Annotated in this window: 14 protein-coding genes; 6 read left to right on the top strand and 8 right to left on the bottom strand. The window is 69.3% G+C overall.

The features are described 5' to 3' along the window. Nucleotides 1-17: 17 nt before the first annotated feature. Together ACJH7A_RS10445 and ACJH7A_RS10440 are read right to left on the bottom strand one after the other, a co-directional pair. Nucleotides 18-1,214, bottom strand: coding sequence for a GAF domain-containing sensor histidine kinase (locus tag ACJH7A_RS10445; RefSeq protein WP_061001779.1), 1,197 nt, complete (start codon nt 1,212-1,214; stop codon nt 18-20). After that, on the bottom strand, nt 1,211-1,891 hold the full coding sequence (locus ACJH7A_RS10440; RefSeq protein ID WP_020101448.1) for a response regulator transcription factor: 681 nt from the start codon (nt 1,889-1,891) through the stop codon (nt 1,211-1,213). Before ACJH7A_RS10440 ends, ACJH7A_RS10445 begins: the two co-directional genes overlap by 4 nt. A 176-nt stretch (nt 1,892-2,067) precedes the next feature. Here ACJH7A_RS10440 and ACJH7A_RS10435 point away from each other — a divergent pair, with 176 nt between their 5' ends. After that, nucleotides 2,068-2,838 (top strand): HAD family hydrolase, encoded by a 771-nt coding sequence (locus ACJH7A_RS10435; RefSeq protein ID WP_406801909.1) that lies wholly within the window; start codon nt 2,068-2,070, stop codon nt 2,836-2,838. A gap of 64 nt (nt 2,839-2,902) precedes the next feature. Here the strand turns inward: ACJH7A_RS10435 and ACJH7A_RS10430 are convergent, their stop codons facing one another. From ACJH7A_RS10430 to ACJH7A_RS10415, 4 genes are all read right to left on the bottom strand, one after another. Beyond that, nucleotides 2,903-3,892 (bottom strand): hypothetical protein, encoded by a 990-nt coding sequence (locus tag ACJH7A_RS10430; protein ID WP_406801908.1) that lies wholly within the window; start codon nt 3,890-3,892, stop codon nt 2,903-2,905. 108 nt (nt 3,893-4,000) lie between these two features. Further along, nucleotides 4,001-4,873 (bottom strand): 3-hydroxyisobutyrate dehydrogenase, encoded by an 873-nt coding sequence (gene mmsB / locus ACJH7A_RS10425; protein WP_406801907.1) that lies wholly within the window; start codon nt 4,871-4,873, stop codon nt 4,001-4,003. A gap of 76 nt (nt 4,874-4,949) precedes the next feature. Then, nucleotides 4,950-6,110: an acyl-CoA dehydrogenase family protein gene (locus tag ACJH7A_RS10420; RefSeq protein ID WP_406801928.1), complete on the bottom strand. Its 1,161-nt coding sequence runs from the start codon at nt 6,108-6,110 to the stop codon at nt 4,950-4,952. 15 nt (nt 6,111-6,125) lie between these two features. Beyond that, nucleotides 6,126-7,646 (bottom strand): CoA-acylating methylmalonate-semialdehyde dehydrogenase, encoded by a 1,521-nt coding sequence (locus tag ACJH7A_RS10415; protein ID WP_346417059.1) that lies wholly within the window; start codon nt 7,644-7,646, stop codon nt 6,126-6,128. Between the two features lie 274 nt (nt 7,647-7,920). Between ACJH7A_RS10415 and ACJH7A_RS10410 the strand changes: the two genes are divergently transcribed. Both ACJH7A_RS10410 and ACJH7A_RS10405 read left to right on the top strand, forming a co-directional pair. Beyond that, nucleotides 7,921-8,247 (top strand): hypothetical protein, encoded by a 327-nt coding sequence (locus ACJH7A_RS10410; RefSeq protein WP_133425294.1) that lies wholly within the window; start codon nt 7,921-7,923, stop codon nt 8,245-8,247. 22 nt (nt 8,248-8,269) lie between these two features. Further along, nucleotides 8,270-9,583 carry an RNA polymerase sigma factor gene (locus tag ACJH7A_RS10405; RefSeq protein WP_406801906.1) on the top strand — a complete coding sequence of 438 codons (1,314 nt, stop codon included), beginning with the start codon at nt 8,270-8,272 and terminating at the stop codon, nt 9,581-9,583. A 219-nt stretch (nt 9,584-9,802) separates the two neighbouring features. On the opposite strand, the gene ACJH7A_RS10400 is transcribed toward ACJH7A_RS10405, so the two are convergent. Further along, on the bottom strand, nt 9,803-10,516 hold the full coding sequence (locus ACJH7A_RS10400; RefSeq protein WP_406801905.1) for a hypothetical protein: 714 nt from the start codon (nt 10,514-10,516) through the stop codon (nt 9,803-9,805). Between the two features lie 154 nt (nt 10,517-10,670). Here ACJH7A_RS10400 and ACJH7A_RS10395 point away from each other — a divergent pair, with 154 nt between their 5' ends. The 3 genes from ACJH7A_RS10395 (at nt 10,671) to ACJH7A_RS10385 (ending at nt 13,275) form a co-directional block, all read left to right on the top strand. Further along, nucleotides 10,671-10,925: a hypothetical protein gene (locus tag ACJH7A_RS10395; RefSeq protein ID WP_133425291.1), complete on the top strand. Its 255-nt coding sequence runs from the start codon at nt 10,671-10,673 to the stop codon at nt 10,923-10,925. A gap of 190 nt (nt 10,926-11,115) precedes the next feature. After that, nucleotides 11,116-12,576, top strand: coding sequence for an RNA polymerase sigma factor (locus tag ACJH7A_RS10390; RefSeq protein WP_406801904.1), 1,461 nt, complete (start codon nt 11,116-11,118; stop codon nt 12,574-12,576). A gap of 114 nt (nt 12,577-12,690) precedes the next feature. Further along, nucleotides 12,691-13,275 carry a hypothetical protein gene (locus ACJH7A_RS10385; protein WP_406801903.1) on the top strand — a complete coding sequence of 195 codons (585 nt, stop codon included), beginning with the start codon at nt 12,691-12,693 and terminating at the stop codon, nt 13,273-13,275. A gap of 8 nt (nt 13,276-13,283) precedes the next feature. On the opposite strand, the gene ACJH7A_RS10380 is transcribed toward ACJH7A_RS10385, so the two are convergent. After that, complete coding sequence (locus ACJH7A_RS10380) at nt 13,284-14,132, bottom strand: LLM class F420-dependent oxidoreductase (protein ID WP_406801902.1); 849 nt, start codon at nt 14,130-14,132, stop codon at nt 13,284-13,286. Nucleotides 14,133-14,142: the final 10 nt, after the last annotated feature.

Here is a 14,142-nt window from a genome sequence, read left to right as displayed (position 1 = left end):
ACGTCAGGCCGTTGTCATCAAGTCGTCGATGGCAGCGGGATGGTGGCGGTGACGATGGTGCCCGAGCCGGGCCGGGACCGGATATTCAGCCGGCCGCCGACGATCTCGGCGCGCTCGGCCATCGACAACAACCCGTAGCCACCCGTCTCGTCGGCGCCCAGCGGGCGCTCGAACGTGTCGAAACCGATGCCGTTGTCGATGATCTCGAGCCGGGCGTGCTCCGCGTCGGCCGTGAACTTCAGCAGCGCATTGCTGGCGTGGGCGTGCTTCACGACGTTCTGCAGGCACTCCTGCGCGATGCGGTACAGCGCCAGCTCGATGTGGTCGGGCAAGCGGACGTCGGTCAGCTCCACGTCGACGTCGAGCTGACCGATGGAGCGCGCGAGGCTGGCCAGCCCGCCGGCCAGCCCCAGATCGTCGAGGACCGGCGGGCGCAGGTTCCCGATGGCGGCGCGGGCCTCGCCGAGCGTCAGGTCCACCAGCTCCCGGGCCAGCGTCAGCTGCTCGGCCGCGACGGCGGTGTCGGTCCCGACCGCCCGGCTCGCCGCGTCGAGCCGGTACGACAGCGTCACCAGCCGCTGCGAGATACCGTCGTGGATATCGCCGGCCAGCCGGCGGCGCTCGATCTCCTGGGCCTCGATGACCTGCTCGACGAAGTTCTCATGGGCACGTTCGCGGGCGACGAGCTGGCGGTGCAACCGGGCCTGGTGCATGGCCCCGGCGATGAGCCGGCCGATGACCAGCAGCAGCTCCACGTCGCGGGCGGTGAATTCCCGGCGCTCGACGGTGTGCACGTTGAGCACGCCGACCAGTCCGCCCGGGTCGGTCTCCATCGGCACCGACACCATGGACGCGAAGTCACTGCCGCGCAGCGATTCGAACGGCCGGTAGCGCGGATCGGATTCCTTGTCGTGGCGGATCACGACGGGCTCGCGATTGCTGGCCACCCACCCGGAGACGCCCTCGCCCAGCGGCAGCCGGATTTTGCCGACCTCCTGGTCGAACGGCGGGGTGGCGCCCGTCAATGTCAGCGAGCGTTCGGTGTCGTCGAGCACGTGGACGAAGCAGACGTCGGTGCCGGTGGCCGCGGTGATCATCCGGGCGGCCGCCGCGGCCAGCGGCTCGACGCCGGGTCCGCTCGAGGCGGCCTGAATCAGCTCGCGCAGCAGGGCCAGCTCGCGGTCGGCGGTCAGCACCTCATTGCGCGGCGTCATCGGTAGATGCCCTCCCGCAGCGCGGTGGCCACGGCGCCGGCCCGGTCACTGACGTCGAGCTTGCGGTAGATGGACCGTAGGTGACTCTTGACGGTCTCCTCGCCGATCACCAGCCGGGTCGCGATACCGCGGTTGGACAGTCCGTCGACGACGAACGACAGGATTTCGCTCTCGCGCTGCGTCAGGCCCTGCCGGGCGCCGGGCCAGAACTCGTCGCGCTGCATGCGGGCGGCGGTATCGGCGGCCCGGGCGGCCATACTCGGGTCGATGGCCGTCGCCCCGCCGTGCACCAACTCGAGCTGACGGACCAGGTCGTCGCTGCTGATGCTCTTGAGCAGATAGCCCGCCGCCCCGACCCGCAGCGCCTGGTACAGGTACTGCTCGTCGTCGTACACCGACAGCATGACCACCTTGCGGTCCGGGGCACGTTCGCGCAGTTCACGGCACAGGTCCAGGCCGCTGGCGCCCTGCATCCGCACGTCGCACAGAACGATGTCGGGCTGCAGCTCGTCGACCACCGCGGCGGCGCGTTCGGCCCCGACGGCCTGGCCGACCACCCGCACCCGGTCGCTGAACGCGGCCAGCATGGCCTTGAGTCCCTCGATGACCATTTCGTGGTCGTCGACCAGGATCAGCCGTACCGGCGCAGCGGCGCCGGCTTCGGGCTCGGCGGTCATGCGCGATCCGCCTTCGGCTTCTCGCTGGTGCTCATGGCATCACCTTAGAGCGGCGATTCCGCGCTGGTCGGGAGGACCGGCTGTGGACCATCGGGAATGTTCATCCCGAATCTCGCCCGTCCAATCCCCCGTTGGGGGGAGGCCCCGCACATGTGACGTGGGACACCCTTGTACTCATGTCGGTGAGTTGTGTGGAGCGCACGTTCTGGTGGGATGTGGCACGCCCGGCCCATGCCGTGATCGACCCGCTGCGCGCGGTGATCTTCGACCTGGACGGTGCGCTGGCCGACGTCGAGCGCGACGCACACCGCGTGGCGTTCAACGCCGCCTTCGCCGAGCACGGGCTGGATATCTCCTGGTCGGTGGCCGAATATGGCCGGCTGGTCCGCATCGCCGACGAACAGCGCCGCGTCGCCTCGGCGCTGCGCCGACGTGGGTACGGACGGGTCAGCAACGAGATCGCCGCCCACGTGTACCGCACCAAGACCGACCTTTTCGAGACGTCTGTCCTCGACGGTGACGTCAGCCCGCGCGACGGCCTCGCCGACCTGGCGGCCGGCTTGTTCGGCGCCGGGGTGGCGGTGGCCGTCGTCAGCACCGGGAGCCGGTCCTGGGTGGAGCCGCTGGTCCGTCAGCTGCTGGGCGACGGCATCGCCGAGACCATCGTGACGCCCGATGATCTGCCGCGTCCGACCCGGGAACCGGATCTGCACGGCCACGCGCTGTGGGAGTTGGGTCTGGGACCGGAGAGTGCGCTGGCGGTGGCGGGCGGTGTCCGCGGTTTCCGCGCGGCACGTGCCGCCAAGCTGGCGACGCTGGTGGTCACCACCGGCTACTCGGCCGGCCACGACTTCCCCGGGGCGGTCCAGGTGCGCGCGGAGTACGACGGCCTGCTGGCCGCCGGATGCGAGCGCCTACACAAGAACTGGTGGTCAGCCCAGGGCTGACCACCAGTTCTTCACATCTTTTCAATTGTCGAGGCGGGGCGGTTGCCCCGCCTCTTTCAGCGGGTCAGAACCACGGAAGGCTGACCTTCGGCAGGCCGATCTTCGGGAAGATCCGCGGGTGCGGCGGGAAGCCGATCTGCGGGTGCGGGATGTCCGACATGTCCGGCAGGCCGATCTTGGGGGCCTTCGGCAGACCGACCTCCGGGTGCGGCAGGTCTTCGGGCTTGGGCAGCTTGGGGGCGCCCAGCTTGGTGAAGTCCGGCAGCTCCGGCAGGCCGGCAGACGGCATCTTCGGCAGGCCGATGCCCGGCAGCTTCGGCGCGGCCAGCGCGCTGAGCGAACCGATCGCCGGTGCACCGATGGCCGGCAGGCCGCCGAGGCTCGGCGCGGCAGCCGCAGCCGGTGCCGCGAGAGCCGGAGCAGCGATGGCCGGGGCGGCGGCCGCGGAAGAGACCTTCGCGATGTCGCCGACGGTGGACAGGGTGCCGAAGGTGGCGGCAGTCGCAGCCGGAGCTGCGGCAGCGGCGACCGGGGCGCCCAGCGTCGCGGTCGCAGGCACGGCGGAGAGGCTGGTGATCTGGCCGAGTGCGAGGCCGCCCAGTGCCGTCACCAGACCGCCGAGACCGGCGTCGAGCACCAGGCTGGGCAGGCTCAGGCCGGGCAGGCCGAGGGACAGCGGCACGGCGACGGTGGCCTCCGGCGGCTGCATGCTCGACAGGTTGATCGGCGGGAAGCCACCCAGGCTCCAGTCGTCACCCCACTCGAGGCCGTTGTCGTTGTTGCGGGCCGTCTTGCCGGTGTGGCCGGCGGTCGAGCTCGAGGTCGAGTTGGAGACGGTCTTGCTGCTGGCCGTACCGAGGTCACTCGACGGCGTCGTGGCCGACTCGTTGTTCTTGCTGGCCTGCTGCGTCTGCGTCGGCTGAGCCGGGTCGGTGCCCGGGTTGCTCGGGCTCGACGGGCCGGGCGATGCGAAGGCGACGCCCGCCCCGAAAAACGCCACAGCAATCGCGGTAGCCGAGGCGGTGGCCCCCTTGGCGGAATATTTGAAAGTCATGCGGCGCGAATCCTCCCTGTGCGACCCACGCATCCTATGCCCTAATGCGCGCGATGTCACAGTTAACTAACGAATACCACTGTGACGTGCGGTGATGGTGATGCGACATCATTGACGCAGCCGGTTGATTACCGCGCTGAAGTCGAGATCGGGATGCTCGGCGGCAAACTTTGCGTAGATGTCCGCGGCGTGGCTACCGAGGGGTGCCGACGACCCCGTCGAGCGCACCGCAGCCATCGCCAGACCGAGGTCCTTATTCATCAGGGCGGTGGCGAAACCGGGCTGGAATCCGTTGTTGGCCGGGGAGCTGGGGACCGGTCCGGGGACGGGACAGTTCACCTGCACCGCCCAGCAGTTGCCGGTCGCACCGGTGATCACGTCGAACAGCGACTGCTTGTCCAGGCCGAGGTGCTCGGCGAGCACGAACGCCTCACCGATCGCGATCTGCTGGACGGCGAGCACCATGTTGTTGCACACCTTGGCGGCCTGGCCGGCCCCCGAGTCGCCGCAGTGGATGATCTTGCCGGCCATCGGCTCGAGCACCGTGCGGCCGCGTTCGAAGGCCTCGGCCTCGCCGCCGACCATGAACGCCAGCGTGCCGGCCGTCGCGCCTTTCACGCCGCCCGACACCGGCGCGTCCAGTTGGGCGAAGCCGTGCTCGCCGGCCAGACGGTGCACCTCGCGGGCGTCGTCGACCGAGATGGTGGACGAATCGATGAACAGCGTGCCGGGTGCCGCGGCCGGCAGGACGTCGGCGTAGCAGCGCTTCACCAGATCGCCGTTGGGCAGCATGGTGATCACGACGTCGGCGCCGGCCACCGCCTCGGGGCCGCTGTCGAAGGTCGTCGCGCCGTGCTCCCGTGCGGCCTGCGCGGCGGCCGGGACCGGGTCGAAGCCGTGCACGGTGTGCCCGGCCGCGATGAGGTTGGCCGCCATCGGGCCACCCATGTGGCCCAGCCCGAGGAATGCGATCGTCGCCATCAGTCTGTCCTCCCTAGTTCTCCGCGATTTGTGCACGATTTCTCGCGCTCACCGCGGATTTTCGTGCACAAATCGCTCAATTACGTGCGGCAGCCGAGGCTGCCCGGCCGATGACCACGCGCATGATCTCGTTCGTCCCCTCCAGGATGCGGTGCACCCGGAGGTCGCGGACGATCTTTTCCAGCCCGTACTCGCGCAGGTAGCCGTAGCCGCCGTGCAACTGCAGCGCCTGGTCGGCCACCGTGTAGCAGGCCTCGGTCACATGGAGCTTGGCCATGGCGCACAGTTCGACCTTGCGTGGATTGTTGGTATCGAGCGCGGTTGCCGCCCGCCACAACATGTTTCGCGAGGTCTCGAGCGCGGTGGCCATCTCGGCGAGGGTGAACCGGATGGTCGGCTCGTCGATCAGTGCCCCGCCGAAGGCCTCGCGGGAGGCCAGGTAGCCCAGCGCCTTGTCGTAGGCGGCCTGCGCGCCGCCCAGGGAGCAGGCGGCGATGTTGATGCGGCCGCCGTTGAGCCCGTTCATCGCGATGGAGAAGCCGGTGCCCTCGCCGTCCGAGCCGCCCAGCATGGCCTCGGCGGGCACCCGCACACCTTCCAGGATCACCTGGGCGGTGGGCTGGGCGTGCCAGCCCATCTTCTCCTCGTTGGCCCCGAAACTCAGTCCCGGCGTGTCCTTTTCGACGATGAAGGCCGAGATGCCGCGCGGTCCGTCTGCCCCGGTGCGGGCCATCACGACGTAGACGTCCGAGACCCCCGCACCGGAGATGAACTGTTTGACGCCGTCGAGCACGTAGTGGTCGCCGTCGCGAACGGCCTTGGTGCGCAAGGCCGCTGCGTCACTGCCGGCGCCGGGCTCGGTGAGGCAGTAACTGGCGATGGCCTCCATCGAGGCCAGCCTGGGCAGCCAGGTCTTGCGCTGCTCCGGCGTGCCGTAGCTGTCTACCATCCACGCGCACATGTTGTGGATCGACAAGAACGCCGCGATGGTCGGATCGGCGGCGGCCAGTTGCTCGAAGATGCGCACGCCGTCCAACCGGCGCAGTCCGCTGCCGCCCACGTCGTCATTGCAGTAGATGGCCGCCATGCCCAGCTCGGCCGCTTCCCGCAGGACATCGGTGGGGAAGTGGTCGTCGGCGTCCCACGCCAAAGCATTTGGGGCCAGCCGCTTTTCGGCGAACGCGGCCGCCGTTTCGGCGATCACGCGTTCGTCGTCGTCCAGTCCGAAAAGGTCGATGCTCAACGCAGGCCCTTACTTGAAGGTCGGGATCGAGAACTCGGCCCCGTCCTTGATGCCCGACGGCCAGCGCTCGGTGACGGTCTTGACCTTGGTGTAGAACTGGATCGACGCCGTGCCGTACTGGTTGAGGTCGCCGAAGCCGGACCGCTTCCAGCCGCCAAAGCTGTGGTAGGACACCGGAACCGGGATCGGCACATTGACGCCGACCATGCCGACCTGCACGCGCGAGACGAAATCGCGGGCAGTGTCGCCGTCGCGGGTGAACACCGCGACGCCGTTGCCGTACTCGTGCTCCGACGGCAGCCGCAGCGCCTCCTCGTAGTCGTGGGCGCGGACGATCACCAGCACCGGGCCGAAGATTTCGTCGGTGTAGATCGACATGTCGGGGGTGACGTGGTCGAACAGGGTGGGGCCGAGGAAGAAGCCGCCGGACAGATCGGCATCGTCGAACGTCAGGTCGTCGCTGGCGCGTTCGCGGCCGTCGACCACGAGCTCGGCGCCGGCCTCGACACCCTGGGCGATGTAGCCCCGCACCCGCTCGAGGGCCGCTCCGGTGACCAGCGGGCCGTAGTCGGCCTTCGGGTCCAGGCTGTGCCCGACCCGCAGCTGGTTGACACGCTCGACGAGCTTGTTACGCAAGCGATTTGCGGTCTCTTCGCCGACGGGAACGGCGACGCTGATCGCCATGCACCGCTCACCCGCGCTGCCGTAACCGGCACCGATCAACGCGTCGACGGCCTGGTCCAGGTCGGCGTCGGGCATCACGATCATGTGGTTCTTGGCGCCGCCGAAGCACTGCGCGCGCTTACCGTTGGCGGCGGCGTTCGAGTAGATGTACTGCGCGATGTCGGTGCTGCCGACGAAGCCGACGGCCTTGATGTCGGGGTGCTGCAGGATCGCGTCGACGGCCTCCTTGTCGCCGTTGACCACCTGCAGGACACCGGCCGGCAGGCCTGCCTCGATGAACAGTTCGGCGAGGCGCAGCGGCACCGAGGGGTCGCGCTCGGACGGCTTGATGATGATGGCGTTGCCGCAGGCCAGCGCGGGCCCGGCCTTCCACAGCGGGATCATGGCGGGGAAGTTGAACGGCGTGATGCCGGCGACGACACCGAGCGGCTGGCGCATCGAGTAGACGTCGATGCCGGCGCCGGCGCCCTCGGTGAACTCACCCTTCATCAGGTGGGGGATGCCGACGGCGAACTCGATGACCTCGACGCCGCGCTGGATGTCACCGAGCGAGTCCTCGAAGGTCTTGCCGTGTTCGAGCGACAGCAGGCGGGCCAGTTCGTCCTTGTTCTGGTTCACCAGGTCGATGAACTTCATCAGCACGCGCGACCGGCGCTGCGGGTTCCACGACGCCCATTCCCGTTGCGCGACAACGGCACCCGCCACAGCGGCGTCGACGTCGGCGGCCGACGCCAGGAGCACCTGGGCCTGGGTCTGGCCGGTGCTGGGGTTGAGCACGTCGGCGGTGCGGGTCGATTCGCCGGTGGTGCGCCGGCCGTTGATGAAGTGCGGAATCTGGGTGGTCATGACGTCCGTCCAAAGTTATGGAGAGTTCAGGATTCTCGACTCGAGCGCCGAGATACTTGCATATCCTAGTAATTCGGTCGGGGTGTTGGCAAGGGGTTTGCCGGCCCGGCGCGCAGCGTGGTTGCCGCTGTGGTTGCTCCGGGGTATGCGCGAGGTTCAGAACTTCTTTGCGGATGCCTGACCAAATTCGGAAAAACTTGTCAGGATTGATGCGGCGAGATGCTCCTACATACAAGCGAGGCCAACCGGGCCGAGCAGAGGAAAGGCGGAGCACATGGCTACCAAGCTGAAAAAGTTCGTTGCTGGAATTGCTGCGGCAGCGGCGGTCCCGGTAGCTCTGATGGGTGCCGGAACCGCGCACGCGAACCCCTTGGGCGTGAATCCGGTACCGCACTACGGCGGCATCTGGATCGGGTGGAGCGGTGGCAGCGGGGGCACGTGGTGCACCTACACCTCGGACTGGTTCACCACCAGGGCCTACCAGAACTCGGCCGGCGAGGCGGGCTTCTTCGTTCCGGGCATTCCGCTCAACCGGTTCTGGGACATCAACGTCAACTGCGACAACGGCGATACCGGCTTCTACCCGGCCTACTACTACTGATGATCAGGGGAGAACCCCGCCGATGAGCGCGCTTGTCGATTGGGACGAAGCGCCCGACGAGGAACTTGCCCGCGCGGCCGCCTCGGGCGACCGCGCGGCTTTCGCCGCGATCTACGACCGCTACGCGGACCGGCTCAACGACTTCGTCGTGCGCATGGTCCGTGACAGTGACGCCGCTGCCGACTGCGTGCACGAGGCGTTCTGCACCGCGGCGACCGGGCTGTCGAAGCTGCGCCAGCCCGAGAAGCTGCGGCCGTGGTTGTACGCGGTGTCGCGCTCTCAGGCCCTGCGGCACATTCAGCGCCGACAGCGCGAGCAACCGGCCGACGACGAATACCTCGACAGCGCGTCGGGCGATGCCGGTCCCGATGCCCTGGCCGAGCAGGACGACCTGGCCCAATTGATCCGGGAGGCCTGCGGTGGCCTCTCGGATCGCGACCGCGAGGTCATCGAGTTGAGTTACCGCCACGGCCTCGACGGACCGGAGCTCGGCAAGGCACTCGGCGTCAGCCCGGCCACCGCCAACACCCTGACCCATCGGGCGCGGGAGATGGTCGGCCGCTCGCTCGGTGCGCTGCTGGTGGCCCGGCAGACGCGGCAAGATCCGGCGCGCTGCCCGGAGCTTGCCGCGGTGCTCGATGGCTGGGACGGTGCGATGACGGTGCTGATGCGCAAACGCATCGCCCGCCACATCGAGTCGTGCCCCGAGTGTGAATCCGAACGGCGCCGCCGGGTGAGCCCGGCAGCGCTACTGGGCGCCATGCCCTTCATTCCGGCGCCGAAGGAGCTGCGGGATACGACGCTCAGGGACATTCAGTTGGTCTGTCGGACAACCGATCTGGTCGACGGTGCCGATTCCGGTTCTGCCGCGGGCGCCGGTACCGCGCCGGCGGGGGAACGGCGCCGCCGGCTCGCCCTGCCGATCAGCCTGGCCGCGTGCGCGCTGGTGCTACTGGTGGCGGGGCTGATCTGGACACTGGCCGGGCCGGGCCGGCACGGCGGGGAACCGCTCGACAGCGGCATCACGGCTCCGCTGGAAACGCCTGCGACGACGCCGCTTTCCGCGCCACCGAGCGCTTCGCCGGCGTCGAGTACGTCGATGCCCGGGGTCTCGACCAAATCCGTCGCACCGCCGGTGGTGGCGCCGAGTCAGCAACCGCAGCCTCAGCAGGAATCTCCGGCTGCCGGATCCGCGCCGGCACCGCACCCGTCGTTGCCCGATCGCACCGTCAGCAGGCCCGGACCGGTGACGCGCCCGCCGATGTCGGTTGCGCCGCCGTCGTTCGAAGCGCCGCCGCCGCCGACCGGTGATGCGGGTTCCGGCGGCCGGCGATGACGCTCTGGGCCGAGTCGTTGATCCTGACGTGCGGGCGTGGTCCACTCGAACAACCGCGCCGTCAATACAGCGTCAACGTGGTTGCGTCGTGCCGAGTCGTTGACCCTGACGTGCGGGCGTAGTCCACTCGAACATTCGCGCCTTGATTACCGGGCCAACGCGAAAAAGCCCGCCACAGTGGGGATACCAACCGTGGCGGGCTTGTGCGTGGGCCGGATGTCAGCCGGCATCCAGGGGCAGATTCGGGTTGATCGGCGGGGTCTTGCCGGGGCTCGGAATGGCGAGGGGGCCTTTCACCACGGGCGGTTCGGGTTTGGTGGGCGGCTCCTTGGGCGGTGCCGCCGGCGGCGCCGGCAGATTGATGACGATCGGCGGGAACGTGGGCAGTGGTAGTGCGGGCGGTTCCGGGACGACTTCTGGTGCGGGAGCTGGGGGTGCGACCTCGGGGGCGGGACCGGCCGCCGGCGCCGCGGTGACGACGACGGGTGCTGCCGACCGCTGGGGCGCGGCTGCCGGTACGTGATCGGGAATCACCGGAGCGGCCGGCGCCGCCTGCGGGGCAGAAGGCACGGGAAGTGCCGCCGGCGGCTGCACCAGAACGGCCGGCGCGGCCGCGGGCACGGCAGAACCGCCGGCAGGTGCCACCGAGGTGCCGGCATCGAGTGAGCTGATCGCGGTGAGGGCCACGGCGGCCGATGCCACGATGACGCTGGCCGCACCGCCCAGAGCGAGTGCGACGCGGCGCCGGGCCCAGCGGCCGTCGTCGGTACCCACGGCGATGGTGGCCTCGTCGTCCACCACGTCGGGCACGTCGAGTCGGTCGCTGTACGCGAGCCGGGGGAAGGTCACCGAGCGCGGGCCGGCGTCGAGGACGTCAGCCGCGATGGTGTTGTCGGTGTCGGGGTTCCAGGGGGTGTGTGAATGGTTGCTCATGCTGGTATGAGCGCTGCCGGCAGCAGAGTCTGACAAGTTTTTTCGCGCCGATTCGGATTCTTCCGAAAAAAGTGTCCCCGGCGTCCGGGGGTCGCGCTCCTACCTGTGACAGAGCCCGCACGGGGCATCTGCGACACCAACCAAGGAGCACGAAATGAGCAACAACACCCCTGCCAAGCGGCAGTCTCTCGCGAAGCGGGCCGCCGCGGCCGCGCTGCTGTCCGGCAGCATGGCCCTGGCCGGCATGGGCCTGACGGCCGGCACCGCCCAAGCCCAGCCGTCCATCCCGGCTCCGCAGACCTGGGGCCACGACTACTGCTCGTGGGCCTGGTGGGACTGGGAGCACTGCCACTACTACTGGCACTGGTACGACTGGGACTGGAAGCACTCCGACCACAAGAAGCACTGACTGGCCGTGATGGCACACCGCCCACGCGGATTCGAGACGCAGCCGGGTCCGGTGTTGAACCGGGTCCGGTCTGCTCTCGTTCTCCTCATTGAAGCCAACGCCGATGCTCGTTGATTCGGCAAACCATCTCGCCTTCGCCGGATTAGCATCAGTGCAGACCGGCGATCGATCCGGTACGGGAGCCCGTCTCATGACCGCAGTGCCAGATTGGGACATTGTCAGCGACGCCGACTTGGTCGGCGCCGCGCTCGCCGGAGACCGCATGGCATTTGCCGGCATTTATGACCGCTATGCCGACCGGCTCCACGACTTCTGCGTCGGCATGGTCCGGGACCGCGATGCCGCCGCGGACTGCGTCCAGGACGTGTTCTGCACTGCCGCAACAGCTTTGGACAAGCTGCGGGAGCCCGACAAGCTACGCCCCTGGCTGTACGCGATCGCCCGGAACGAGGCGTTGCGCCGCATCCGGCAGCGGCGTCGCGAAGAACCGTCAGAGGACCTCCCCGACGAGGCATCCGGGGACGCCGGACCCGACACCCTGGCGGCCCGCAACGAACTGGCCAAACTGGTCGCCGAAGCGGCCGGCGGGTTGTCCGACCGCGATCGGGCGGTGCTGGAGCTGGGTTTCCGCCACGGACTGGAGGGGCCCGAACTTGCCGAGGCGCTCGGTGTCAGTACGGCCAGCGCCAAGAAGATCATGCAGCGGTTGCGCGACACCATGGAACGCTCGCTGGGTGCGCTGCTGGTCGCCCGGCGTGGCCAGAGCGGCAACAGCTGTGCGGAATTGGGTGCCATCCTCGCCGGGTGGGACGGGAACTTCACCATCCTCATGCGCAAGCGGATCGCCCGGCACATCGAAAGTTGCCCGACGTGCGATCAGGACCGTCGCCGGATGGTCAACCCGGTCGCGCTGCTCGGCGGCACACCGCTTTTCATCCCCGCGCCGACGTGGCTGCGGGACCGCACGCTGAATCGGATTCAGCTGACCTCGGCCTCGGCCGATCTGGACAGCGCACCCACCCAGGCGCAGAGTGTGCTGCCGGATGCGCCGACCGAACAGTTCGCCGCGGCCGACGTGCTCGATGCCGAACCCGCCACCACATCGCCCAATGGCCGCGTGATGCTGACGATGTCACTGCTGATCGGCATTCCGCTGATCGTGCTGGCACTGACCATCGCCTGGCGGTACGAGACCAACGCGCCCGTCACCCCGCAAGGGGTCACCACCTCCGTCACCGTGCCGCCCAGCACCACGCCCGAAAATCCGGTGACCACCACCGTCGCGCCCCCGCCGCCGCCCAGCCCGACGGCCGTCGTCACCGCCCCCGCCGAGCCGACGACAGCCCTCCCGCCACGGGCGGTCCCGCCGCCGCAGCAGTCACCGGTCCCGGTGCCGCTGCCACCGGCCGCACCGGTCGTGACGCCGCCGTCGTCAACCCGGCCGGTGCTGCCGCCGCGACGTCCACGGCCGCCCGTCGTCAGCGAGGAACCGTCACCGCCGAGCAAGCAGCCGCCCGTGATCACCGAACCGTCACCGTCGCCCACGCCACCGCCGACGTCGCACAAGCCGCCGCGGCCGCTGCCCCCGATCGACGTGGGCCCGATCGAGCCGGCACCGGTGACGACGACGCAGCCGCCGGTCATCTACTAGCTGATCCCGAACCAAGCAGCAGCCCGCCAAAACCTGTCCCGTTGTGGGTGCCGCGCGACTCCTACGTGTGAGAGCCGCCCATCCGGGACAGCAACAACGACACAGGAGCACGCCATGTCCACTGCCATGACCGCCACACTGGCCAACCTGGAGTACTCGTCTGACCCGCCCAGCGGGAGCATCCAAGGGGCGCCGACGATGCCGTTCGGTGCGCTGGCCTGGTCACTGGCCGAACCGGAAGAAGCCGAAGAACCGTTGGCGCCGAACCTGATTCCCGCCGCGCCGCTCGTGGCGACGCGGACACCGAAAAGCCTGCGGGTCTCGCTCGTCGCGATGGTGTTCGGCGGGGTCACCGTCGTCGCCGCGGTCGGTGCGATCCTGCTGGGCGGCGACGAGCCGTCGACACCCCTGGCCGTTGTCGACCACACCCGGTCAACGCCGTATGTCGCGCCGGCTGCGGCCCCGATGCCGACCGCCAACCATGTGGTGACTCCGGCACCGGCGCCGGTCGTCAGTGTGGCCAGCGCACCCGACGTCGTCGCACCGCGGGCCGTGGCGCCTGCGCAGCCGGTTGCCGTGCCGCCCGTCGCCGAGACCCCCAAACCGACGCCGCACCGGCCCCACTGGAACTGGCTCCGCCGCATCTGGCAGCACCACAAGCAGGACAACCAGCAGGACGATCAAGGCCAAAAGCGCTGAGCGCCAGGCTATCCGCGCAAGCCCAGCGGACCCGCCAGCGCCGTCAGCGTCGGCACCAGCTTGTCCCAGCCACCGAGCACCTGGACGGTCACGTGGTCGGCGCCGGCGTCGAGGTGCTCGGTGAGCCGCGCCGCGATGGCGTCGGGCGTGCCGTGCGCGACCACCGCGTCGATCAACGCATCGCTGCCCGGCTTGGCGATGTCGTCCTCGGAGAAGCCGAGCCGGCGCCAATTGTTCAGGTAATTACTGAGATTCAGATAGAAGTCGACGGTCTGCCGGCCGATTTCCCGCGCCTGGGCGGTGGCCTCGGCCGAACCGTCGGTCAGCACCACCTTGTGCTCGGGCGCCAGGAACGCGTCCGGCCCGATGACCTTGCGCGCCTCGGCGGTGTGTTCGGGGGTGGTGAGGTACGGGTGCGCGCCGGCGCTGCGATCGGCGGCCAGCCGCAACACCTTCGGGCCGAGGGCCGCCACCACGCGGCGCGCCACCGGAACGCCTGCCGCGTCCAGCTCGTCCAGGTACTCGACGAGGACGTCGTACGGCTTGCGGTACTCCTTGGTGTGCTCGGGATGGCCGATACCGACGCCCAACACGAACCGCTCCGGGTACGCGGCCTCGATCCGGTGGTACGACTCGGCGACCTGCGTGGCCGGCGCCGTCCACACGTTGACGATGCCGGTGGCCACCTGCAGTTTCTCCGTCGCGGCCAGGATCGGCTCGACGAACGCCAGGTCGCCTGCGGGGGAGCCGCCCGGCCACACCGCGCCGTACCCCAGCTTCTCGATCTCGGCGGCCTGCTCGGGCGTCGGGGCGCCGAACGTCCACACCCCGACGCGGCCCAGATCCAGCTTGCTCATGGTCGATCCC

Origin of the sequence: Mycobacterium sp. SMC-17 (assembly GCF_045310915.1) — a bacterium.
In the GTDB taxonomy this organism is placed as follows: Bacteria; Actinomycetota; Actinomycetes; order Mycobacteriales; family Mycobacteriaceae; genus Mycobacterium.
This window is presented reverse-complemented; position numbering and strand designations above follow the sequence as displayed.

Excerpts from the sequence above, each read along its gene's own strand:
- ACJH7A_RS10400 (WP_406801905.1), bottom strand. The coding sequence starts at position 10,516 with ATGAGCAACCATTCACACACCCCCTGGAACCCCGACACCGACAACACC.
- ACJH7A_RS10380 (WP_406801902.1), bottom strand. The coding sequence starts at position 14,132 with ATGAGCAAGCTGGATCTGGGCCGCGTCGGGGTGTGGACGTTCGGCGCC.
- ACJH7A_RS10395 (WP_133425291.1), top strand. The coding sequence starts at position 10,671 with ATGAGCAACAACACCCCTGCCAAGCGGCAGTCTCTCGCGAAGCGGGCC.
- ACJH7A_RS10430 (WP_406801908.1), bottom strand. The coding sequence starts at position 3,892 with ATGACTTTCAAATATTCCGCCAAGGGGGCCACCGCCTCGGCTACCGCG.
- ACJH7A_RS10390 (WP_406801904.1), top strand. The coding sequence starts at position 11,116 with ATGACCGCAGTGCCAGATTGGGACATTGTCAGCGACGCCGACTTGGTC.
- ACJH7A_RS10445 (WP_061001779.1), bottom strand. The coding sequence starts at position 1,214 with ATGACGCCGCGCAATGAGGTGCTGACCGCCGACCGCGAGCTGGCCCTG.
- ACJH7A_RS10440 (WP_020101448.1), bottom strand. The coding sequence starts at position 1,891 with ATGACCGCCGAGCCCGAAGCCGGCGCCGCTGCGCCGGTACGGCTGATC.
- mmsB (WP_406801907.1), bottom strand. The coding sequence starts at position 4,873 with ATGGCGACGATCGCATTCCTCGGGCTGGGCCACATGGGTGGCCCGATG.
- ACJH7A_RS10410 (WP_133425294.1), top strand. The coding sequence starts at position 7,921 with ATGGCTACCAAGCTGAAAAAGTTCGTTGCTGGAATTGCTGCGGCAGCG.
- ACJH7A_RS10385 (WP_406801903.1), top strand. The coding sequence starts at position 12,691 with ATGTCCACTGCCATGACCGCCACACTGGCCAACCTGGAGTACTCGTCT.
- ACJH7A_RS10405 (WP_406801906.1), top strand. The coding sequence starts at position 8,270 with ATGAGCGCGCTTGTCGATTGGGACGAAGCGCCCGACGAGGAACTTGCC.
- ACJH7A_RS10435 (WP_406801909.1), top strand. The coding sequence starts at position 2,068 with ATGTCGGTGAGTTGTGTGGAGCGCACGTTCTGGTGGGATGTGGCACGC.
- ACJH7A_RS10415 (WP_346417059.1), bottom strand. The coding sequence starts at position 7,646 with ATGACCACCCAGATTCCGCACTTCATCAACGGCCGGCGCACCACCGGC.